The organism is Verrucomicrobiota bacterium (assembly GCA_038744685.1).
Taxonomy (GTDB): Bacteria; Verrucomicrobiota; Verrucomicrobiia; order Opitutales; family Puniceicoccaceae; genus Puniceicoccus.
The window spans coordinates 206,033-229,001 of record JBCDMB010000004.1 but is presented as its reverse complement, the minus strand read 5'-3'; the positions used below and the strand labels follow the sequence as shown (position 1 = coordinate 229,001).

Below are 22,969 nucleotides of genomic sequence, written 5' to 3'. Positions count from 1 at the left end.
GATTAATCAATGTTCGTGTTCCTCATCGCTATGATTGCAAATCAGGCCGATGTAAACGGCCACGAGTAGGGTAAACACTAGGGCTTGAACGAAGCCGATCAGCATCTCCAGAAAGTAGAAGGGCACTGGCAGTAAAAAGGCAAAAATCCCATGCATACTGGACAACAGATTCTCACCTCCAAACATGTTTCCAAACAGGCGGAACGAAAGTGAAACGGGGCGGAACATAATCGAGATGACCTCGATGAATCCAACTGCGATGAAGATGAGAGTCAGCAAATAGTAAATCGGCATTGGAACCTCATCCTTGTCTGCCTTGTTTCCAAAAATGTCTTTAATCACACCTCTCGGACCAACGTACACGAAAATGAAGTAGAGCCACGCTATCATCGCAACAGCAGCAAGTGCGAAGGTCATGTTCAAATCTGCGTTCGCGGGGCGGATAAAGTAGTTGAGGTGATCCTTTACCCTACCCTCTTTACGAAGGTTCCGAATCATTTCGTCCTGCTCTTCAGAACCTTCAGCGTAACTATTGAATAGATCCTGCTGCTCAGCCGAGTAAAACTGGACCTTCATGGTGTCATCCCCGATCGTGCCGACCCCTGGTAGCAACCCGCTCCAATTCGTAATCAGCACAAACGTAAACAGGCCACCCAGAAGCCAAAAAGTCGGCTGCACCATTTTCTTACCCACAATCGGTTCAATCAAGTCCCTGAGACCTATGACCAAAGTCTCAACAACCACCTGACCTTTTCCCGGAATGAGAGACATCCTTCCCGCTAACGTGCGGATAATGAAGATGATGAAGAACGAGATCACCCAACTCGTGACCATTGCATTAGTAATCGGAATTCCGAAAACGTCACCGATTACGTAGGCAGAGGGTGACACGCCATCGTCGGCTGCCATAAGGGCAGTCCCACCGGCAAGAAAACCGAATACGATGAGAAGGTGTCTCAATTTCATCAACTGTGCAGAGCGCGAAACCGATAGTTATGGAAAACACCTACTGAAGGGGTCAACTCCCAAAGCGAGAGTTTTTCATTTTCACTCGTTTTCTTCAAGAAAATGGGGTCTTGAGTTACTCTGTCTCCTCTTTGATTGGCTCCACGTTTCTAATGTGAAGATCGGCCAGTTGCTTGGCCGTCACCGGAGTTGGAGCGCTCGACATCAGGTCCTGACCCTTCTGGGTCTTTGGGAAAGCGATCACGTCACGAATACTCGACCGTTCCGCAAGAATGGCAACGAGGCGATCCAATCCAAAGGCAATCCCTCCATGAGGGGGTGCCCCGTAGGAAAATGCCTCCAGCATATATCCAAATCGTTCCTCAACTACGTCCTTGGGCAGGCCGAGGACATCCTCGAATACCTTTCGCTGCAGTTCGGGCTGATGAATACGAATACTACCCCCACCCAGTTCAACCCCGTTGAGGACGAGATCGTAATGCTGTCCACGGACAGCTTTGGGATCTGAGTCCAGCAGATCCGCATCCTCGGGAACCGGTGAAGTGAATGGGTGGTGAGCCGCAATGTAGCGACCCGCTTCCTCATCAAAGAGCATCAACGGGAACTCAATTACCCAAAGAAATCGGTAATCGCGGGGGTCGCGCTGCAGTAGTCCGCGTTTCTCAAGGAGTTTTGCCGAATCGAGCCGAACCCTGCCAAGAATCGTTACCGCCGACTCCCATTCACCCGCTGCGAAAAACACGACGTCTCCATCCTCAACCTCGAGACGGCTGCGGAGATCTTCCTTCTCCTCTTCCGATAGAAACTTCAAAATAGGAGACTTCCATTCACCGTTATCCGACTTGATAAACGCGAGCCCCTTTGCCCCAAGAGATCGGGCGGCTTCCTCCAGAGCTTTCAATTCACCTTGGGTCAAATCGGCCAAACCCTTGGCGTTGATCGCTTTGACAACGCCTCCCACTGCGACCGCACCGGCAAAAACCTTGAAACCTGAGGAAGCAAAGACATCGGAGAAATCGACAATCTCCATTCCGAAACGGGTATCGGGCTTGTCACTCCCATAGCGCTCCATTGCCTCCTTGTAGGACAATCGGGGAAAGGGAGTCTGGATATCGACATCCAGTGCATCCTTCCACACTTGCTTCATCAATCCCTCAACAAGCTCGTAGAGATCCTCACGGTCGATAAACGACATCTCGAGATCGATTTGAGTAAACTCGGGCTGACGGTCAGCCCGCAAATCTTCATCACGGAAGCAACGCGCCAGCTGGAAGTAGCGCTCCACTCCTGCGACCATTAGCATTTGTTTGTACTGCTGGGGAGACTGGACCAGAGCGTAGAATTCATTCGGATTAAGACGACTTGGCACGAGAAATTCGCGAGCACCCTCCGGCGTGCTCTTGAAGAGCGATGGAGTCTCCACTTCTAAAAATCCCTGCTCGTCGAGATAGCTTCTCACTGCCTGACTTGTCCGATGGCGCAACTGAAGAACAGATAGATTCCTCTGGCGGCGGAGGTCCATGTAACGATAACGCAAGCGGAGGTCCTCGTTCACCTTTTCCGCTTTCTCATCGTCCATTGGAAACGGCGGAGTCTTCGATCGGTTAAGTAGCTCTACCCTTGAGGCCTGTACTTCGATCTCACCGGTAGCCATCCGTGGATTGATCGTTTCCGGCTCGCGAAGAACCACCTCTCCTTCGATTTCAAGCACGGACTCCGTTTTGAAATGTGCCAAAGCCTCATCAATGGTCTGGTCGCCCGGGTGGAAAACGACTTGAGTGATCCCCTCCCGGTCCCGCAGATCGACAAAAAGGACGCCACCGTGATCCCGAACCGAGTCAATCCAGCCTGCCAAGACTACCGACTGACCTGCCGCTTCCTTTCGCAACTCTCCACAATTATTCGTCCGCGTCTTCATTAAAAAAACCATGAAGCAAAGCCTGCTCACGGGTTGGGGACAAGTGTAAAGGATCCGATTGCCAGACCTTTCATCCCCAATCAGCCTCCGTTCATGAAATTAAAGGTTAGAAACCTCTTCGAGAAGCCGGAAGGGGTCGGCGAGGACTTTTACCCCCTGCTGACAAACCCCGCTCTAAAACTCGAGCACATCGTATCCCGCGGAGCCAACAGCGACGAAGAGTTCTGGTATGATCAGGAAACCGATGAATGGGTAGTCCTTCTGAAAGGGACAGCCGTTCTCGAAAAAGAAAATGGAGAGTTAATCCCTTTGAAGGGCGGCGACCATCTCGTGATTCCCGCCCATTGTCGCCACCGAGTTGCCTCAACTTCGAGCGATGCGCACTGGCTCGCCCTGCACTGCGCTGAACCGTTGGTTTGATGGATTTCCGAGTTGGCATCCGATTAGCTGACAGGATTGTTGATTGAGCTTTCCGATCCTTCTATTCGCGAACGAACCTCCAGATTCTCCAAAAATTCAGAACTGGATTCGCGTCCCCGTTTCACCTAACACACAGAAATGGAATCTCTTACCGTTCAACTGGGGGAACGCTCCTACCCGATCCGGATCGGATTTGAACTCTTTGAGAGTCTAACGGAGGCATCTCACTTGAATCGACAGATTCGGGCAGGTCGTCGCTGCGCAATCGTTGTCGACTCGACCGTAAGAGAGACTCATGGCAGACTCATTGAAGAAGCGTTTCCTGGGATTCCTCAATTCACAGTTCCAGCTGGGGAAGAATCAAAGTCATTGTCGCAGGCGGAGGAAGTCCTCGAGTTTCTTGCTGACAATCACCTTGACCGAAGCTCTTTTGTCATTGCTGTAGGCGGCGGCGTAGTCGGAGATCTCGCAGGATTTTGCGCCGCAACGTACTTACGGGGAGTCGATTACTTCCAGATTCCTACGACCCTCCTTTCAATGGTGGATAGCTCGGTCGGCGGCAAGACGGGGGTAAATCTGGTCGCTGGCAAAAACCTCGTCGGGGCTTTTCTCCAGCCGAACGGAGTCGCGGCATGGCTACCTTTTCTCGAAACTCTCCCAGAAAGAGAATTCGCTGCAGGAATGGCCGAGGTCATCAAATACGGAATACTGGCCGACGAAGATCTATTCCACCTTTTGGAAAAGACAGGTAGACTAGATGCCCGTTCTCCCATTCTCGAAAGTGTCGTCCTTCGATGCTGCGCAATCAAAGCGCGGATCGTCGCAGAGGATGAAACCGAGCTGGCTCAGGAGGGCGGAAGAGCCCTGCTGAATCTAGGCCACACTTTTGGCCATGCGATTGAAGCCGTGGCTGCCTACAAAACCTATCTTCACGGAGAGGCGATCAGCATCGGTATGATCCTTGCCGCTGAGTTTTCCGCACGGAATGGATTTCTCGAGTCTTCTGCGGTAACGAGAATCCGTGACCTCATCCTGGCCAACGGTTTACCTTCAACACTTTCCGCTCCCCTTTCAGTTGACGATCTCCTGGCGGCTATGGGTCGAGACAAAAAGAACCGGGAAGGAAAAATTCGCCTAGTTGTAATCGATGAAATCGGGAAAGCACGGACTCAGGAAATCGCAGATTCCGTCCTCTTGGAGGAACTCTGGAAAGAAGCGGGAGCCCAGTAACTTATGAATATCTTCGAATGGTTCTTAGCATCCGTTTACCTACTGGCAGGATGCTTGCTTTTTCTTTACGGGCTAAACTGTTACTGGCAGGTATTCTTTTTTCTGCGCGGACGCGCTTTCCTCGAGCGACAGGATCAGCGAGCCCGAGAGGTCGAGGAGAAGCTTTGGAGGGATGAATCGTCCCTTCCTGTGGTGACGACGCAGATCCCTCTCTACAACGAATTCAATGTAGCCGAGCGAATCATGAGGGCTGTCGCGTCGATTGACTACCCTTTGGAGAGGCACCAAATCCAGGTGTTGGATGATTCCAATGATGAGACTTGTGCGGTGATCGACCGGGTCGCTGATGCTCTAAGGGAGGAGGGTCATTGGGTGGATGTTTTTCGGCGGGAAAACCGGGAGGGATTCAAAGCCGGCGCTCTTAAGGCAGGTCTTGAAGAGGCCAAGGGAGAATTTGTTTCGATCTTTGACGGCGACTTTGTGCCCAAGGCAGATTTTCTGCGCAAGACCCTTCCTCTTTTATTGGACGACTTTCGTCTAGGACTCGTCCAAGGAAGGTGGAGCCACCTCAATCCCAAGGAGAATATTCTCTGCCGAGCTCAATCCGTCGGAATCGATGGCCACTTCTCGATCGAACAATCCGCACGGTCTTCCAATGGTCTCTTTTTTAATTTCAACGGAACTGCAGGGGTTTGGCGCAAGGAAACCATCTACGACTGTGGAAATTGGGAGGGGGACACCTTAACCGAGGATATGGACCTTAGCTATCGGGCTCAGCTAGCCGGATGGCGATTTGCTTTCAAAAGTGATGCAGTTGTTCCTGCAGAGCTTCCCTCCACCTTCACCGCTTTCAAAAATCAGCAGTTTCGCTGGGCCAAAGGCTCCATTCAAACAGCGAAGAAGCTCTTTCCACGTGTTTGGAGATCGGGACATTCGCTGGTGGTGCGTATACAGGCCCTTCTACACATGACCCACTACGCAATTCACCCGGTAACGCTCACGGTCGCACTATTGAGTCTTCCGATTCTCTTTATCCTTCCGGAGGAGCTACACGTTCTTCTCCGGTCATTCGGAGTCGCCGCGATTCTCGTTGCTGCCCTTGGGCCAAACTCTCTTTACCTTGTCGGCCAACGCCACCTCTATCCGGAGACTTGGCCTAAACGAGTCGTCCTTTTGCCTCTTCTTACGGTGATCGGGTTGGGGATTTCAGTCTCCAACAGTAGAGGAGTGATCAGCGGTATTTTTGGAAAGGACAGCGAGTTTGTCCGCACTCCAAAGAAGGGATCCAACAACGCAGTTACCTACCGCGCTAAAGCCTCATGGGTAGTCGGAGCGGAGATTTTCCTCGGGTTTTACTGCATGATTTCGTTTATCCTCCACGTCTACCTCGGAATCTGGGGTATCTCTCCTTTCCTTTTTCTCTACACTATTGGTTACCTCTTCGTTGGTTTCCTCTCCCTGTGGGAAATCATTGATTTCAATCCTCGTAGGCTCCGCAGCAACAGGCGTAAGATTCCGCGCTCAGAATCTCAAACGGCCCGAACTGTCGGCTGAATTGTCGCCTCAAGCCTCCGAAATACCTTTATAAAATCCGATCCATGACCCGTTGGGTTGTCTTCTTACTCGGGTTTTTCCTCCTAGTCGCTGGTTGCCTTCCGTTTGCGTCTCTTGCTCGGTTTGATGAACCAACGGTCTGGCGCTCGTTTGGATTTCTCTTCCAAGCGGCTGGAGTGGCCCTTTGCTGGGGTTTCTATCCTCTGCGGGATCGGCATTCCCGCTTGAGTGTTTTCTTGGTCGTTCTGGTGTCTATCACCCTGCGGGTGATTCTCTGGCCTACTCCGGAAAGCGATGATGTCTATCGATACCGCTGGGAAGGAACCCTTGTGCTCTCCGGAATCAATCCCTTCGAAAAAACGGCTGATGATCCTTCACTCGCTGAGTTTCAAAACGAAGACTGGCAGCGAATGAATCACAAAGATCGGGGCACAGTCTATCCTCCGGTTGCACAATTCGTATTCGCAGGCACTCAGTGGCTCTCGGGAGTTGTCTCTCAACCTCTTGATAAACTGGTCTTCGTGCTTTTCGATCTGGCAACCCTGTTCGTTGTCTTCTCCTTGCTGAGACGGCGATCCTTGCCGAGCCATTTCGCGCTTCTTTACTCGATCAATCCGGTTATTCTCCTGTCATTCGCAGGTGAGGCCCACTATGACTCGCTTTTCGTTTTTCTTCTTACTTCAGCAGCCTTAGCTCTAGAGAAGGGGTGGGTGCGGCTCTCGTGGCTGATGCTTGCGATCTCTGCTCAGGTCAAATTGGTAAGCCTTGTTCTTCTCCCCGTCTGGCTTCTCCAAAGAGCCTTTCGTGGATGGTGGATTCTACCCCTCTTGATCCTAGTGACCTGGCTTCCGTTTGTAGGAGCTCTGGAAACCTGGATCAGTTCTCTCAAAGAATTTGGAGGAACCTCTACCTTTCAGGGATTAATTCCACTCCTTCTTAGAGAATTTGAGATTTCAGAAAGCCTTGCCTCTCCAATCGGAGGAGTTCTGGGCGGTTGTGCTCTGCTCTTCATTTTTTGGAAAGGAGGTTCCCCTTCGACGCTTATCCGAAGAGTCATCGGTGCCCTCATTCTTTTCAGTCCGATTCTTCACTTTTGGTACCTCAGCTGGTTCCTCCCCTTTCTCTGCCTGAGGCCCTCTCTTAGCTGGATTTGGCTATGCCTATCGCAGAGCTTGTACTTTCTCGTTTGGGTCCAATTCGAACAAACGGGATACTGGGAGCTGCCAGACTGGGCAGAATGGACGATCTGGGGACCTTTTCTGGTTCTGGGAGTTTTTGAAGGAAATCGTCTGCGTCAGCAGAGAAGAGTTCGTTACAGCAGAGAGAGTAATGACGATGAACGGACGATTGGAGTCGTCATACCGACCCTCAACGCCGGAGATACCTTGGCTCAATGTCTTGATTCGATCTCGAAGGGAAAACGAGCCCCAGACGGATTGATTATTTCAGATGGTGGCTCAACCGACAACACTCTCGACATTGCCTCCCAGCATGGAATTCAAGTGGTTTCCTCTCCTCGTGGACGTGGATCTCAAATCTTCACCGGTATCGAAGCGATGGAGACGGACTGGATACTGATTGTTCACGCAGATTGTATCATTCAACCCCTCGTCTTGTCAGAGATCCAGTCACTCGACACCTCGGTAGTGGGAGGTGCCTGTGGTCAGCGCTTTCTCCACCCCTCCAGCGTGCTCACTCTGGTCGAATTTATGAACGAAGGTCGGGCAGTCTTCGGCGAATCCTATTGGGGCGATCAGGGAATATTTCTTCGCCGCCGTTATGAAAAAGCTTGGAGGAGCCTCGAGAAGTTTCCACTCATGGAAGATGTGGAACTCAGTCGGCTTTTGAGGCGAGAGGGAGAGACTGTTTACCTAGGACGAGAGACAAAAGCAGGAACAGCGAAGTGGGGCCGAGGGACCAGATTCAATAGATTCATCCTCGTTTTTGCCACTGTCATTCGGTTCCGGCTGGCCGGCCTGGTAGGCAAGCAAGCCGAAAGCGCCAAAACACTCTACAGCCGCTACTACGGCAAGTAATACCGGATTCAGGAAACCAGTCGGAAGAATTTTCTTTTCCCCGCCTGAATCACCTGTCCCTCACCCACTTCTCCGATCGATGTAGAACGGTCATCGATCCGACTCCCATTCCTCTTCACCGCTCCCTGCCCAATAAGACGGATAATCTCCTTCTTACTCGAAAACAGATCGGAGTTCGCCATCGCATCCACCAAAGTGGATTCCGCCGTTAAGCCAAACGCGGCCATCGAAACTTCGTTCATTTGCTCTGGGTTCTCTCCGCGGGTGAACACCTGCTCAAAGTTGCGCAAAGACTCTTCCCCTTTCTCTTGAGAGTGAAATCGACTGACTAACTCCTTCGCCAAGCCCTTCTTGGCGTCCATGGGATGACCCTTTTTGAGATCTTCAATCTCCTCAACCCCAGTAAGCAGGAGCAGGCGCCAGTACTCCCACATGGTCTCGTCGGGAATTGACATCACCTTACCAAACATTTCTGACGGCGAATCGTTGAACGAGACATAATTGTCGAACGATTTCGACATTTTGCGATGTCCGTCCAAACCCACCAAAAGAGGTAGCGTCAATACTGCCTGCTCAGGTTTTCCGGCGTCTTTCTGAAGGGCTCTTCCTACCAGCATGTTGAAGAGCTGATCGCTTCCTCCGAGCTCCACATCTGCGTCGAGAATCAACGAGTCGTATCCTTGGATCAGCGGATAGAGAAACTCTACGATGCTGATCGGTGTGTTCGACTGATGTCTTTTGGAAAAATCGTCCCGCTCCAGCATACGAGCCACTGTCATCTTACGCGAGAGATCAAGACAGTCTGCAAAACTCATGTCCTTGAACCATTCACTGTTGTAGCGAACCGTAGTCCTCTCTCTGTCGAGCACCCGGAAAGCTTGGTCTAGGTAAGTCTTTGAGTTTGTTTCAACATCCTCAGCAGTCAAAACGGGCCGGGTCGAAGACCGTCCACTCGGATCCCCAATCATGGCCGTGTAATCTCCAATGATCAATATCGCCTCGTGGCCAGCGTCCTGAAACTCACGCAACTTGTTGAAGACCACGAGATGACCGAAGGTAAGATCGGGACGTGTAGGATCGACCCCCAGTTTCACTTTCAACCGTTTCCCTAGAGCGATCCTCTCTCGGAGTTCATCCGCACCAATTGCGTCTTCGGTGTTTTTCTCAAAGTCAAAAGCGGTCATACCCTGAACCAAACGCTAGTTTTTCGCCTGTGCCGTTGGCAAGGGTTCAATCCACAAGTCTAATCGAGTTGGAGTTGGGTGCGGTCACAACTTTGATCGCATACGGGGAGATTTCGAATGCCAGAATCAGTCGGTTTCTAATTGAGCCTCACCTCTCAGTTGCTCTGACTCGCTTTTCCTTTTTGTTCGCGGGGTGCACTTTTGGATTCGGTTTATTCTCATAGTTGGTATTGCGATGGGCTGCGGTTGCGGACTTCGTCCTTTGGAGAGATCAGGCGAGGCCTCCTTTATCGGAGAGAAGCGCTGGCAATCGACGGATGGATTTACTCATACGTATCAGGTTTGGGAACAATCCAAACAACCAAAGGCAGCGTGGATTCTCGTGCACGGGTTTGCGGGTGCCGCGAGCGACCTCACTCCTTTAGCAGAAGCTGCCTCTGATTGGGGTGATGTTGTCTACGCAATCAACCTGCGGGGAATGGGTCCTGACGTAGATACGGACCTGAAAGGAGATGTGGAATCTCCTTTCGAGTGGCCGAGAGACCTTGGAGAGTTCATGAGGTTGGTAGCCGAGCAGCATCCGGAAACTCCGATCTACTTGGTGGGAGAAAGCCTTGGAGTCTCGATCACGATCGTGTCCCTCTACCGAGACCCGAATGAAACCGTTCCGCTTGCAGGGGTTGTCATGCTCTCTCCTGTGGTCGAGTTTGGTCTCGAAGCGACCGCTCTGCAGAGATTTATGGGCCAAATATTTCTGACTTTGGTTCCTACCCGAAGAATCAACCTTGTCGATCTCGGGGACGAGCAAGGCGTGGAGGAAAGACCGCCAATTACACCTCTTCCAGAAGAACAAAAAGCACTCGAAGAGGCTCCCCACCGAATCGATGAGGTGACCCTGCGGTTCCTCGTTTCGTCGATTGAGCTGGTCAATTCGACAGAACCCCTAGTCGAATCGATAAGCGGTGTCCCACGACTGATCGCCTATGGAGGAAAGGATGCCTTTATCCCGGCGGCCCGTATCGATGAATTCGCCGGAGCGGTAACGGACCTCGAAGGACCGACGGAGGTTATCTTCTACCCTGAAGGTCACCATCTTCTTCTCAGAGACTACCCTAAGGAGGATCTCCTGGTTGAGATTGAGTCCTGGCGTTTTGGAGTCGCCGAGGCAGAGGAATGAGAGTCAATCTCGCCCTTGCAAAGAGCGGGCGTGGCTAAGTCTTTACCAGACCTTCGTCTATATTTCCGTTTGGCTTTCACGCGTTACACCTTCGTCCTCGGTTTCCCAGAACATAACGAAGAACTCGTCACCTCTGCGTTGCTTTTCCCACGGGAATCAGCACCGTGGCCGTTTATGACTGATCCAATTCAGCTTCTCAGCGAGTACATTTTTTTTCCCAGTGTCTCCACTGATCCAAAAGCAAGAGATGGGATGAGAGGTGCCATTGATTTTGCGTCAAGGCGGCTTCAGACCCTGGGGTTTGCTGTCGAAGAAATACCTACCCCACTCCATCCAATTCTCTACGCAGAGCGGTTCGTTGGTGAAGGACTGCCTCATATTTTGATCTATGGTCACTACGACGTGCAGCCGGCCGAACCTCTGGAACTGTGGACAAAACCACCTTTTGAGGCCGAAGTCCGTGACAACCGTCTCTATGGAAGGGGCTCGGCAGACAACAAAGGACCCCAAATCGTTCACATGGCTGCTCTTGAGCAGGCCTTGGAGAAAAATCCAGATCTACCTCTTAACATCACTTACTTTATCGAAGGCGAAGAGGAGATTGGGAGCCCGAGTTTTAGAGGTTTTTTGAAGGAATATAAGGAGAGGCTCGCTAAGGCCGATTTTGTTCTGCTTTCAGACACGGGTAGCCCATCGCCTGACCAAATAGTGATTACAACCGCTCTTAGGGGACTTGTATCGCTCCAAGTAGAACTCACCGGGCCTCGAATGGATCTTCACTCAGGCATTCACGGAGGAGCGGTTCGCAACCCTATTCAAGCCTTGGCCACTCTCCTCGCAACGCTTCACAAGGAGGATGGTTCCGTCAATCTACCTGGATTCTACGATGGCGTCTCACTGCCCGAGCCATGGGAGCGGGAAGAACTCTCCCTTCATCCATCCAATGAAGAAGAATACGCCGAGTTTCTCTCAGTAGACGAGTTTTTCACTGCGCCCGGCTACTCCGCTCTGGAAGCGGTTCGTTTTGGTCCCACGCTGGAGATCAATGGTATTGGTGGAGGTTTTCAGGGAGAGGGACAAAAGACAGTGATTCCGAGCAAAGCTTTCGCCAAGATCACTTGCCGATTGGTAGCTGGTCAGGACGCAGCTCATATCGAAGAGCTACTGATCAAGTGCCTAAAGGAAAGAACACCTTCGGGAGTCCGTCTTGAGGTAGAAGCGCATGGACGTGGAAATCCTTACTCGATCGTTCCACCCGGGCACTCCAACACCCCTTCGGATCAAAGTTCGGCAATCCAAAAAGGCTTTTCTGTAGTCGAGTCAGCAATCACAAAGTCGTTCGGTAAGCGGCCGCTCTACCTGAGGGAAGGTGGCAGCGTTCCCATTATCGCGGACCTTAAGGACATTGTCGGGCTCGATACCATCATGGTCGGCTTATTCACCCCAGAGGACAATCTTCATGCTCCCGACGAAAGTTTCCATTTGGATATCCTCCGCAATGGAATCAGCGCGTTTGCGGAGGTGTTTGAAGAGCTGGCAGCAAAAGGGGCACTTCGATTAACCTCCTTTGGCTCGTGATTGCGGCTCCGCCGGAATCCGGGTGAGGCTGCGGAGAGGTTTGCGGGCCAGAGGCCCTCAGACCTCTCCGCTAACGCTGCCCGGAACCGGTGCTGCCGCAACCCCATAGGGGCGAAGGACTTTTGGATTTGAGCCGCGTTGCGGCTCCGCAGACGGGCTTCTAGCCCGCCAAGCGGAGCTGTCGCCTTGCTCAAATCCAAAATTGCTCTCGTCACGTCCAAAGGAGGTTAGTCGAAGTGCCCAAAAGATGAATCCATCTCACTAGAATCCATAGCTGAAAATAATGCTCCATCCGGTGACATTGTCGCCAGCGATCCCCTGCCCTCCCAGTCTTAGATTTTGCATGGGCCAATCGAGACGCTTGATGTTCAACTCGACTGCGGCTCCGTAGCTTAGAAACGAGTTAAACCCGAGGGCTTGGCGACTTCCGCCCAAAAACGCAGTTCCGCCAGTCGTCAGAACCACCGAAACCGGGAAGCGATTCCACTCGAAGAAGGTGGGAAAAACTGCCTCCAGATCGGTATCGATGGTGGTTGCCGATCCGGATATATCGATGTCGTCGGTGGATGTCCGGTAAGTGGTTATCTCGTTATAGGTCGCGCTTGTCGAAAGGCGGGCCGTGTAGAAGTCAAACGGTTGCTCGTACTTGAAGGCGAAGGTGAGGCCCGACAGAATCGCGTCTGCTTCCCAGTCAAAGACCGACCCCTCAAACGCCGGATCCAGAATATTCTCTGCAATCGCTCCCCGGTAGCCTGCGTTACTTTCCAATCGAACAAACCCCAAGTTGATCGTTGGGGCGAACGTCCAAAATTCGTTGAGAACGAATTCGTTTCCGCCGGAGAGAATGAAACCGTAGGCCGTCCAATCAGCACGAACCGCTTCCTCCGAATCAATATCCAGCCGATAATCAATCGTCTGGTAAGGAATCACTCCCTGAAGGAATGGTCTCCAGCGATCTCCGTCTTCAAAAAAGTCTTTCCGAAAACCTACGCGATAGACATTGATCTCCGCCGATGCGTTTGGCCCCGGATCCACGTAGTAGGTTGCAGTCGCAATATCGGGGTTGCTGGCGAAGTTAATGAGTGCTGCGTAGCCAGTCCCCACTTGTGCCGGGCCCACCTGCTCGAGAGCGAAGTCGCGAACGCTGTCGATCAAGTCCTGAAAAGGATTCGAAAGACCCAAATCAATTCCACGACAAACCGACGCAAGCATCAGGGTGGCTGAGAACAGAAAAATACTCCGCATGGTTGGGGGGTGAGGGCATTTTTAAAGGGCACTAAAGTGGGCAGGCTGCCTACCCACTACTCCACTTCAAATCCATAGGATTCGAAAGCGTCAATAGTCACCTCCGGTAGTGGCTCAAGAAAGCGAGCACTCCGCGCTCCCTCGGCTACACAGTCAATATAGCCGATCATCCGAGTCAGTGAAACTGGACCACCGTTTGCCTTGGAAACCTTCTCGTCTAGCAGCGTAATCGCCTCCAACCATTCCGGCCAGCCGTAATCTGATTCATCAACCACCAAAACCAGCTTATCCCAAATTTCGCCGGAACCACCAAAACGAAGAGCAAAACGCCCGGCAAAGTCTTTGCAGGAGCTCTCCGACAAACCAAGCTGAAGAAGGCGTCGTCTCAGAATTCCTTCGTCCATGAAAATGAAATTGAGGTGGATTTGCTACGCTCCAACCGCCTCAGCAGCCACAGGCTCATAAGCCAGGTCCGACTGGAGCCAGCGCTCACACTCTTCGACCGATATTCTCTTCCGGGCCGCATAGTCTTCCACCTGGTCTTTTGCGACTCGGCCTACAGCAAAGTACTTCGCGTCGGGATGGTTGAAATACAAACCAGAAACCGAACTCGGAGGGAACATCGCGTAGCTACTCGTGAGCGATACTCCAGTCCGCTCTTCCGCCTGCAGGAGGTCCCATATCAATTGTTTCTCGGTGTGATCGGGTGATGAAGGGTATCCAGCTGCGGGACGGATGCCCTGGTATTTCTCCTTGATCATCCATTCTACGTTTGGATTCACCTCTCCTCTGTTGGCAGGAAGTCTTTCGCCGAATCTAAACGGCTCCGCTCCTGCAGCGTTGATTTGATCACGAATCATTTTGTGACAATACTCCGCAAGTCCCTCGGCAAAGCGATCCGCCAGCGCTTGAATCAGGATCGCAGTGTAGTCGTCTCCCTTTTCTTTAAAAGAGGCCGCATACTCCTCAATTTCAAAACCCGCGGTGCAAACGAACGCACCCAAGACATCGCGCTTACCCGATTCAACCGGCGCAATGAAATCCGCCAGCGACAGATAGGAATCGGTTGAAGAGCTCTTTTCTTTCTGTTGGCGGAGAAAGTGAAACGTTCCCAAGAGATCGTTTGCACTAGAACCGCCGTAAACCTCAACGTCATCGCCAATCGAATTGGCCTGCCACAAACCCATTGCGGCCCGCAGTTTCACACGTTCGTTTCCAACGAGCTCTTCCAAAATCCCTAGAGCATCGTGGTAAAGCTTGGTTGCCTCTTCTCCGCGTTGATGGTGGCTCAGGATTTTGGGAAAGCTGCCCTTCAGTTGCCACGCTTGGAAAAAAGGTGACCAATCGAAATACTCCACTACCTCCTCAGCAGGAACGCTTTCGAGGACCCGCGTTCCTGTCTCTTCCGGGAGATTCGCCTCGAAAGTGCTCCAGTCAGGGGAAAACCGTCGCTCACGGGCCTCCGCGAGCGGAAGGTAGCGGGCCGTGGAAGCAGAGCCAGCAGCATGTCGTTCCCTCGCCTTCTGGTGTTGGTCCTCAAGTTCAACGAGAAACTCGTCCTTCGTTTTCGGATTTCCCAGCCGGTTGCAAACCTCTGTTACCAGCGACGCATCCGTGACGTGAACCACCGGTCCCGAAAAATGAGGCGCGATCTTGATTGCCGTATGAGCCTTTGATGTAGTCGCTCCGCCAATCAGGACAGGCGTCTTCCACCCGCGCCTTTCCATCTCCTGCACATTCACAATCATTTCGTCCAGAGAAGGAGTAATCAGCCCGGACATCCCTATGAAATCGGCATTGTGCTCTTCGGCGGCCGCCAAAATTTTGTCGAGCTCACACATGACCCCTAAGTCGACGACCTTGTAGCCATTGCAACCCAGAACAACCGCCACGATATTCTTTCCGATATCGTGCACATCTCCTCTCACGGTCGCAATCAGGAAGGTCCCTGCAGCGCTCGACTCCGATTTCTCATCCTCCATGTAAGGGAGGAGGTAAGCCACTGCCTTCTTCATCACCCGTGCGCTCTTCACAACTTGAGGCAGAAACATCTTTCCCTCCCCAAAAAGGCGACCGACAACTTTCATGCCGTCCATCAGCGGACCTTCGATTACCTCAAGAGGACGGTCCATCTGCTGTCGGGCTTCTTCCGTATCCTCCTCAATATGAGAGCCGATCCCTCGAACTAGGGCGTGCTCGATCCGCCCGTTCAGGTCGCGTGTGCGCCAATCGGACCCTTCAGTGTCTTTTTTTTTATCTGCCTCGGCCGCCGGAACCGCTCCTGCACCCCCTTGGATAAATTTCTCCAGAATCTCCGGATTTTTCTCCCGGGAAGCACGTTCGAAGAGCTGCTGCAAAAGCTTCATCCCTTCGCTCATTGCCGCACTTACCCGCTCCTCAGGTGTCCCCTTTCCGATGGTGGCCTCACCCGACTTTATGGCTTCGGCGAGCTCAATCAGCTTATCCGTCGCCTCTGGATTTCGATTGAGGATGACGTCATCCACCAAGGTCTTCAACGGCTCTTCAATGGCATCATAATCCATCAGCAAACCCGGATTGACGATTGCCATATCCAGTCCAGCCGCACGGGCATGATGAAGGAAGGACGCATGCATCGCCTCCCGAACCGGATTGTTTCCGCGAAAGGAGAAGGAAACGTTCGACAGCCCTCCACTTGTTAGACAACCGGGACAAGCCTCCTTCACCTGGCGAACACCTTCGATAAAGTTGACCGCGTAGGGGTTATGCTCCTCCATTCCGGTCGCGACCGTAAGGATGTTCAGATCAAAAATGATGTCTTCCGGTGCAAAGCCCACCTCTTCCGTCAGGATGCGAAAGGAACGCTTTGCGATCTCAACCTTACCTTCAATCGATACGGCCTGCCCTTCTTCGTCGAAGGCCATGACTACAACGGCTGCCCCGTAGCGGAGAACCTTTTTCGCGTGCTCCCGAAAACTGTCTTCGCCCTCTTTCAGGCTGATCGAGTTTACGATCACTTTCCCTTGAACGCACTTCAAGCCCTCCTCGATCACACTCCATTTGGAGCTATCCACCATTAAAGGCACCCGGGATATGTCCGGTTCCGAAGCGACTAGGTTTAGAAAAGTCCTCATGCACTCCTCGCCGTCCAGCATTCCCTCGTCGAAATTGATATCGAGAACGTGCGCCCCCTTTTCGACCTGTGACCGGGCGATGGCAAGACCACCCTCGAAGTCGCCGTTCTTGATGAGTTTCTTGAATCGAGGAGACCCTGTGACGTTAGCCCGTTCACCTACGAGGAGAAATCCATCCTCCACCGAGTCGAAGTTGAGAGCCTCCAATCCACTTAGGCGCAGACAAGAATTTGTTTCCGGAACAACCCGAGGGGCGAAATCACCAACCTTTTCTACGGTTGAGGCGAGGTGCTCTGGCGTTGTCCCACAGCACCCACCGACTAAGTTGACCAAACCTGCCTCCGCAAAACCTGCCAGAGCGCTTCCAGTATGCTCCGGCGTCTCATCGTAGCCGGTTTCACTCAGTGGGTTCGGCAAGCCAGCATTCGGGTAGACATGAACGTAAGTGTCGGCAACCCGAGAGAGCTCCTCGAGAAACGGCTTCATCAGGTCTGCACCCAAAGCACAGTTCAACCCAACGCAGAAGGGATTGGAATGTCGCACCGAATTCCAAAAACCCTCGACGGTCTGCCCAGACAAAGTCCGACCGGACTGGTCGGTGATGGTGACCGAGAGAATGACGGGCACTCTTTCCCCACGCTCCTCGAATAGATCCTCGATAGCGTGAATGGCTGCCTTCAGATTCAGCGTATCAAAAGTAGTTTCCGGCAGAAGAAGATCCGCACCGGCTTCGACCAGACTCTTTGCCTGCGCGTAGTAGGCAATTCGCAGTTCGTCATAGGTAACCGCGCGATACTCTGGCCGGTTTACATCGGGAGAGAGCGATGCCGTGCGATTCGTAGGACCGATGGCACCCGCTACAAAAAGCGGGCGGCCCTCTCGGGCGGAAATCTCGTCGGCTACCTCCCGTGCGATCCTGACTGACTCACGGTTTATGCGGTCCACCCAGTCCTCCAGCCCGTAATCCGCCTGAGCGATGGTGGTTGCACTGAAAGTGTTCGTTTCGACGATGTCCGAACCCGCCTCAAAAAACCCCCGATGGATATCCGCTATGATTTCCGGCCGGGTAATGCTGAGAAGATCGTTGTTCCCCTTCAAATCTCCCGGAACGTCCTTTAACTCGTCGTTTCGAAAATCAGCCTCCTCCAGCTTGTGCCGCTGGATCATCGTGCCCATTGCGCCATCAAGGAACGCAATACGCTCCCCGAAAATCTTCCGGAGAGGCGCAAACGCTTCTGATTCAGGCAGCTGGAACAACTTACCCATGTGAATAAAGCTACCCGCTCAACCGATCAAATCAAGACTATATATCAACAAATCAAGATTCGTTGATATGTTATTTGAGGGGCTGGATTTTGAGTCCAAATGGAATCCATCGCGACGCTCAACCCAGAACCTGATCGGATCCCATCTCGAAACGCTATGTATCCCTTCTATTTGCCTTCGAGACCTAGAATAGCCACCTTTCTCTAATGAGAGGTGTAATTCTCCTCCTTTTTCTCCCCGCGATTCTTCTTGGAAAGGCGAAGTCAGTCGTTGAGCTCGAGAATCTGGACGGAGCGATTATCGAGGCCGAGATCATTTCTGTTGTGGAGGTCGAACGTCAGGGATCGTTCCTCTGCTTTAGGAAACCGGACTCCAAACACATTTTCCTCTATCCCTTCACGTCTCTATCCAAGGCGTCCCTTGCGCATCTTTCGTCGCTCCATACCCGCGGAAATGGTTCAAAATTTCTAGTGGCCGACGGCGTCACTGGGCGTCAGCTTGATGTGATCGAAGAGTATCTCGATGCTGAACCGCGAGAGAGACTCGTTATTGAACTTCGGGAACTACGGAAGAAAGAGAGCTTCCTTGCGCGGGAATGGAAACGATTGCAGCAGCAAACCTTTCAACTTCAGCAGAGTCTCGCGGGTGCGAGAACTCCTGAACAGCGAGCTAGGATCCGACCCCTCTTCCAGGAATCTCTCCGCGCCCGCGATCGCACGGGAAAACAGCTCGTGCTCGTTCAGCGGGATATCGCCCGCCTTGAGGAACGAATTGCACTCCTAAAAAGTATTGGGGTAGACATCCCAGACGATCCATTTGCGGATTAGTCTCCTCGCTGGATTCGATAACGGTAAGTATTAAACCGCGCCTCATACAAAGCATGATCACAAAAATCGAAATCGAAATCGGTATCGCTATCGAAAGCACTCGAGTCCCGATTTCGGTCCCGCTATCGAATCCGGAGTTACGCCCCAAAGAGCATTCGAGCCGGATCCTCGATCGAGTTTTTGATGGAGATTAAAAACGAAACCGCTTCCTTGCCGTCGACGATTCGATGATCGTAGGAGAGAGCCAAATACATCATGGGTCGAATGACTACCTCTCCATTCACTGCAACCGGGCGCTGTTGAATCGTATGCATCCCAAGAATACCACTTTGCGGCGGATTGATGATCGGGGTCGACAAGAGCGATCCAAAGACACCGCCATTGGTGATCGAGAAAACACCACCTTGAAGATCTTCGATCTGGATCTTTCCATCACGGGCTTTCTTCGCGTATTCCATTAGAGAGCTTTCGGTCTGCGCGAAAGACATCGCATCGCAATCCCGAAGAACCGGAACCATCAGTCCTTTTTCTGTGCTTACCGCGACACCGATATCGTAAAAGTGGTTCTGAATCAGCTCCTCTCCCTCTAAGCGGCTGTTGAGTCCGGGAACTTCCTTCAATGCCTCAACAACGGCCTTCACAAAGAAGGACATAAATCCGAGCTTGATTCCGTGGCGCTTTACAAACTGGTCCTGGTATTTCTTCCGCAATCCCATCACCGCGCTCATGTCGACCTCGTTGAAAGTGGTCAGGATTGCCGACTCATTTTGAACCGCTACCAATCGTTGGGCGATACTCCTCCGCAGTGGAGTCATCTTCTTCCGAGTTTCGCCGCGTTCTCCTGTTGGTCCGGCGGGTGGAGCCTTCGGAGCCGCGCTCACCTCCTTAACGGCAGATGAAGCTGGCTCGACCTCCTTTGCCACCTTCGATTCTCCCAAAGCGGCGAGCATATCGCCTTTAGTCACGCGACCGCCCTTCCCGCTCCCATCTACGGTAGATGGATCCAGTCCCTCCTCAGCAGCGATTCGCCGAACTGCGGGCGAGACGGGTGGAGAGTCCGCTTTCTCCTCTTGTTTTGAAGATGATTCTTCCGGTGTTTTTTCCGTCTCAACAGTCGAGCCTGCACTTGTTGCACCTTCTTCGATTACCGCGATGACCTGACCGATCTCGACCTCATCACCTTCCGCGGCTTTCAAGGACACGACCCCTGACGCTTCAGCCGCGCCCTCGGAGGTGATCTTGTCTGTCTCCAACTCGTAGAGAACCTGATCCTTTTCGACGATGTCACCGTCTTTGACCTGCCAGCTTGCCAAAATGCCGGATGTGATCGATTCACCCAATGCGGGAACTTTTACCTCTATTGCCATATTTATTTCGGTTTTTGGACTGGCAGGAAAGCTATTCTTCCCCAGTCAGCGCTTTTTTCACGAGAGCCTCCTGCTCTTCCAGGTGCCGGGGCAAAAATCCGGTCGCCGGGCTGGCGCTGGACAAACGGCCCGCATATTCCGGACGGAAACCGAAGACCTCTTCCAGACGAGTCATGAGAAAAGTCCAGGCACCCATGTTCGCAGGCTCCTCTTGGCACCAGACCACTCGCTTCACGTCCTCGTATGCTCCAGCCACACGTTTCATGAACTTGGTGTTGAACGGGAAGTATTGTTCAACCCGGATAATCGAAACGCTATCGAGCCCCAATTGTTTTCGAGCCTCTAGGAGATCATAGTATACCTTACCCGAGCACAAAACCAAGGTAGTCTCCTTCTTTGTCGACGTTGGATCATCGAGGATCGAATTAAAACACTCGCCAGTAAACTCCGCCCGTTTAGAGACCGCCATCTTGTGCCGTAAAAGGCTTTTGGGCGTCAGAATGATCAAAGGCTTGCTGAACTTCCTTTTCATCTGCCGTCGCAGGACATGGAAGTACTGAGCCGGAGTCGTCAGGTTACAGACCTGAATATTATTCTCTGCACAGTTCTGTAGAAAACGCTCAGGACGAGCAGAGGAATGCTCCGGTCCCTGACCCTCGTATCCATGGGGAAGCAAAAGCACGATCCCGCTGATTCGCTGCCATTTCGATTCGCTGGAAAAAATAAACTGGTCGATAACTACCTGCGCTCCGTTCGCAAAATCTCCGAACTGGGCCTCCCACAAACTCAGCATCTCCGGGTACTCAAGCGAATACCCGTAGTCAAAACCGAGCACCGCAGCTTCTGAAAGGAGAGAATTGTGAACGCAAAACTGCGCCTGATCCTCAGCCATGTGATTGAACGGCACGTATCTTTCCCGGGTCTCCATGTCGTAGAACGCTGCGTGGCGCTGGCTGAACGTTCCCCGTTCGCTGTCCTGTCCTGATAGGCGAACGGGGGTTCCCTCGCGGAGTAGAGTGCCAAACGCCAAAGCTTCCCCAAATGCCCAATCGACACCTTTGTCGTCTTCAAACGCTTTCCACTTCGTCTTCAACTGCCGCTGAATCTTCCGATTGATAGCGAAGTTTTCGGGAAGGGTCGTAAGCACACTAGCTACAACGCTGAGTTCCTCGTCGGAGACCTTGGTCTGAATCGAGTCAAAATTATAGCCTGGTTGAAACACCGCATTCGAACCCTCAAACGGATTTTGCCCGCTTTTCGGTTTCACCCCTGACTTGGCCTCTCCGAATGATTTTTCGAAATCGTCCCGGATCGCTTCGTCGATGGAATCGGCTTTTTCCTCGGAAAGCACACCTTCTCCAACAAGCTTCTCACGTAGCTCTTCGCGAGGCGATTTCATTTCGCTAATCCTCTTGTAGAGCAATGGATGAGTGAATGCAGGTTCGTCTGACTCGTTGTGCCCGTGCTTCCGGTAGCAGTAGATATCGAGAAAAATATCTTCCTGAAAGGCCTGGCGATACTCGAGCGCAATCTCGGCCGCATAGGCTACGGAGAGCGGGTCGTTTCCGTTTACGTGGAGGATTGGAGCTTCGATCATCTTGGCCACATCCGTGCAGTAACGACTCGACCGCGCATCCTCAGGATCGGTGGTGAAGCCAATCTGATTGTTTACCACAATATGAATCGTGCCTCCAGTCCGATAACCCTTCAGCTTGGAGAAGTTGCAGACCTCGGCCACCACTCCCTGTCCTGCGATTGCGGCATCGCCGTGGATCAGGACTGGAAGCACCTGTTTCCGCTCTGTATCTCCAATAATTCTCTGCCGTGCCCGCGCCTTTCCTTCCACGACCGAATTGACTGCCTCCAGGTGACTAGGATTGGCCGCCAGCCTCACTTCTACTGACTCGCCGCTTTCGGTCGTTACGCGGTTTTCGTAACCGAGATGGTATTTCACGTCGCCTGATGGATCGCCATCTTTGTCCGGAATGAAGTCTGGAGAAAATTCCCGAAAAATGTAGGCGTGTGATTTGCCAACCACGTTCCCGAGAACGTTGAGCCTTCCCCGATGGGCCATTCCCATGACCATCTCTTTTACATTGAGCTCTGGCATCCTCTCGAGGATCCGATCCAGAGCCGTGATCAAAGTCTCGCCACCTTCAAGAGAAAAACGCTTTTGTCCGACGAACCGGGAGTGAAGCATTTGCTCGAAGTCTTCCGCTATCGCAATCTGGCGGTATATCTGCTCCTTGATCTCGTCAGAGTAACCGGGATCGAAGCAAGTCGGTTCAATTTTCGACTGAATCCACCTCCTTTTCGGAGTCTCCTGCACGTGGAGGTACTCAATACCGATCTTTCCGCAGTAGACTTTGCGCAGTCGCTCAATCAATTCGCGGACCGTCAAGCGATCCACCCCTTGAAAATTGCCTGAATCACACTGCATATCGAGGTCAGATTCCTCGAGACCCAACCGGGTCAGCGAGAGCCGTGGATTGGGAACCAGTTCCTTGATCAGTGGATTGAAGTCCGCCTCGGTATGGCCAATCGACCGGTAGGCATAGATAGCCCCTACAACCCGCGTTTGGATCTGCGAGACAACCGTTTCGTTGTCTGCCGCCAAAGACCCACCGCCATTCGCGGTCTGCATCGCAAGCTCAAACCCTTCAAAAAAGGCCCTCCATTCAGGATCGACCAATTCGGGAGATTCACGCCACAAGATAAAACGGTCGTCGATAATATCACTGTTCGACCGCGAAGCGAAGGAAAGGTGGTTCATGTTGGAGGATACGAAAACCGAACCGTACGCCCCCGTAACCCCTGTAGTCAAGCCCCGTACAGCCTTTTACCTTGATATAAAGATATTATTTTTTGGGGAGCTCCCCTTTTGTCGGGATATGGCGAAAAGCCGTTTGTTCCAACAGGATGAAAGACTAAAAACATCCCGAAAGAAGACCACCCAGAATTTCGCATCAGAGTCTTTAGATCTCTTCTCAGCACGGGAAATCCCAAGTGTCGTGACTCAAAAGAGCGACCAACCGTCGCTCTTCTCAACGATCCAGAGGACCCCTTCTGGAGATGTGAATCCTGTGTT

General features: G+C 52.3%; 15 protein-coding genes. 7 read left to right on the top strand and 8 right to left on the bottom strand.

Translation table 11 applies throughout. The features are described from left to right. Positions 1-6: 6 nt before the first annotated feature. Together AAGJ81_04510 and aspS are read right to left on the bottom strand one after the other, a co-directional pair. Complete coding sequence (locus AAGJ81_04510; protein MEM0965402.1) at positions 7-966, bottom strand: F0F1 ATP synthase subunit A; 960 nt, start codon at positions 964-966, stop codon at positions 7-9. Positions 967-1,081: 115 nt separating this feature from the next. Then, positions 1,082-2,884 carry an aspartate--tRNA ligase gene (gene aspS / locus AAGJ81_04505; GenBank protein ID MEM0965401.1) on the bottom strand — a complete coding sequence of 601 codons (1,803 nt, stop codon included), beginning with the start codon at positions 2,882-2,884 and terminating at the stop codon, positions 1,082-1,084. A 93-nt stretch (positions 2,885-2,977) separates the two neighbouring features. Here aspS and AAGJ81_04500 point away from each other — a divergent pair, with 93 nt between their 5' ends. From AAGJ81_04500 to AAGJ81_04485, 4 genes are all read left to right on the top strand, one after another. Beyond that, a complete protein-coding gene (locus AAGJ81_04500) occupies positions 2,978-3,304 on the top strand; it encodes a cupin domain-containing protein (protein MEM0965400.1) in 327 nt (108 codons plus the stop codon). A 138-nt stretch (positions 3,305-3,442) separates the two neighbouring features. Further along, the gene (gene aroB / locus AAGJ81_04495; GenBank protein MEM0965399.1) at positions 3,443-4,534 is read left to right on the top strand and encodes a 3-dehydroquinate synthase; all 1,092 of its coding nucleotides are present in this window, start codon (positions 3,443-3,445) and stop codon (positions 4,532-4,534) included. Between the two features lie 3 nt (positions 4,535-4,537). After that, on the top strand, positions 4,538-6,088 hold the full coding sequence (locus tag AAGJ81_04490; GenBank protein MEM0965398.1) for a glycosyltransferase: 1,551 nt from the start codon (positions 4,538-4,540) through the stop codon (positions 6,086-6,088). A 44-nt stretch (positions 6,089-6,132) separates the two neighbouring features. Then, positions 6,133-8,124, top strand: a complete 1,992-nt coding sequence (locus AAGJ81_04485) for a glycosyltransferase (GenBank protein MEM0965397.1) — start codon at positions 6,133-6,135, stop codon at positions 8,122-8,124. 8 nt (positions 8,125-8,132) lie between these two features. Here AAGJ81_04485 and tyrS read toward each other — a convergent pair whose 3' ends face one another. After that, on the bottom strand, positions 8,133-9,308 hold the full coding sequence (gene tyrS / locus AAGJ81_04480) for a tyrosine--tRNA ligase (GenBank protein ID MEM0965396.1): 1,176 nt from the start codon (positions 9,306-9,308) through the stop codon (positions 8,133-8,135). A gap of 193 nt (positions 9,309-9,501) precedes the next feature. Between tyrS and AAGJ81_04475 the strand changes: the two genes are divergently transcribed. Together AAGJ81_04475 and AAGJ81_04470 are read left to right on the top strand one after the other, a co-directional pair. Continuing rightward, entirely contained in the window at positions 9,502-10,485 is a 984-nt protein-coding gene (locus AAGJ81_04475) for an alpha/beta fold hydrolase (GenBank protein MEM0965395.1), read from the top strand. A 30-nt stretch (positions 10,486-10,515) separates the two neighbouring features. Continuing rightward, on the top strand, positions 10,516-12,063 hold the full coding sequence (locus AAGJ81_04470; protein MEM0965394.1) for a M20/M25/M40 family metallo-hydrolase: 1,548 nt from the start codon (positions 10,516-10,518) through the stop codon (positions 12,061-12,063). 261 nt (positions 12,064-12,324) lie between these two features. On the opposite strand, the gene AAGJ81_04465 is transcribed toward AAGJ81_04470, so the two are convergent. Genes AAGJ81_04465 through AAGJ81_04455 form a run of 3 tightly spaced genes read right to left on the bottom strand, consistent with a single transcriptional unit; the run spans position 12,325 to position 17,687 of the window. Further along, positions 12,325-13,308: a Solitary outer membrane autotransporter beta-barrel domain gene (locus AAGJ81_04465; protein MEM0965393.1), complete on the bottom strand. Its 984-nt coding sequence runs from the start codon at positions 13,306-13,308 to the stop codon at positions 12,325-12,327. A gap of 56 nt (positions 13,309-13,364) precedes the next feature. Continuing rightward, positions 13,365-13,712 (bottom strand): hypothetical protein, encoded by a 348-nt coding sequence (locus tag AAGJ81_04460; GenBank protein ID MEM0965392.1) that lies wholly within the window; start codon positions 13,710-13,712, stop codon positions 13,365-13,367. A 24-nt stretch (positions 13,713-13,736) separates the two neighbouring features. After that, positions 13,737-17,687, bottom strand: a complete 3,951-nt coding sequence (locus AAGJ81_04455; GenBank protein ID MEM0965391.1) for a vitamin B12 dependent-methionine synthase activation domain-containing protein — start codon at positions 17,685-17,687, stop codon at positions 13,737-13,739. Positions 17,688-17,893: 206 nt separating this feature from the next. Here AAGJ81_04455 and AAGJ81_04450 point away from each other — a divergent pair, with 206 nt between their 5' ends. Continuing rightward, positions 17,894-18,514, top strand: coding sequence for a hypothetical protein (locus tag AAGJ81_04450; protein MEM0965390.1), 621 nt, complete (start codon positions 17,894-17,896; stop codon positions 18,512-18,514). Between the two features lie 137 nt (positions 18,515-18,651). Here AAGJ81_04450 and odhB read toward each other — a convergent pair whose 3' ends face one another. Together odhB and AAGJ81_04440 are read right to left on the bottom strand one after the other, a co-directional pair. Beyond that, positions 18,652-19,881, bottom strand: a complete 1,230-nt coding sequence (odhB, locus tag AAGJ81_04445; protein MEM0965389.1) for a 2-oxoglutarate dehydrogenase complex dihydrolipoyllysine-residue succinyltransferase — start codon at positions 19,879-19,881, stop codon at positions 18,652-18,654. Between the two features lie 31 nt (positions 19,882-19,912). Next, positions 19,913-22,654, bottom strand: coding sequence for a 2-oxoglutarate dehydrogenase E1 component (locus AAGJ81_04440; GenBank protein MEM0965388.1), 2,742 nt, complete (start codon positions 22,652-22,654; stop codon positions 19,913-19,915). Between the last annotated feature and the right edge of the window lie 315 nt (positions 22,655-22,969).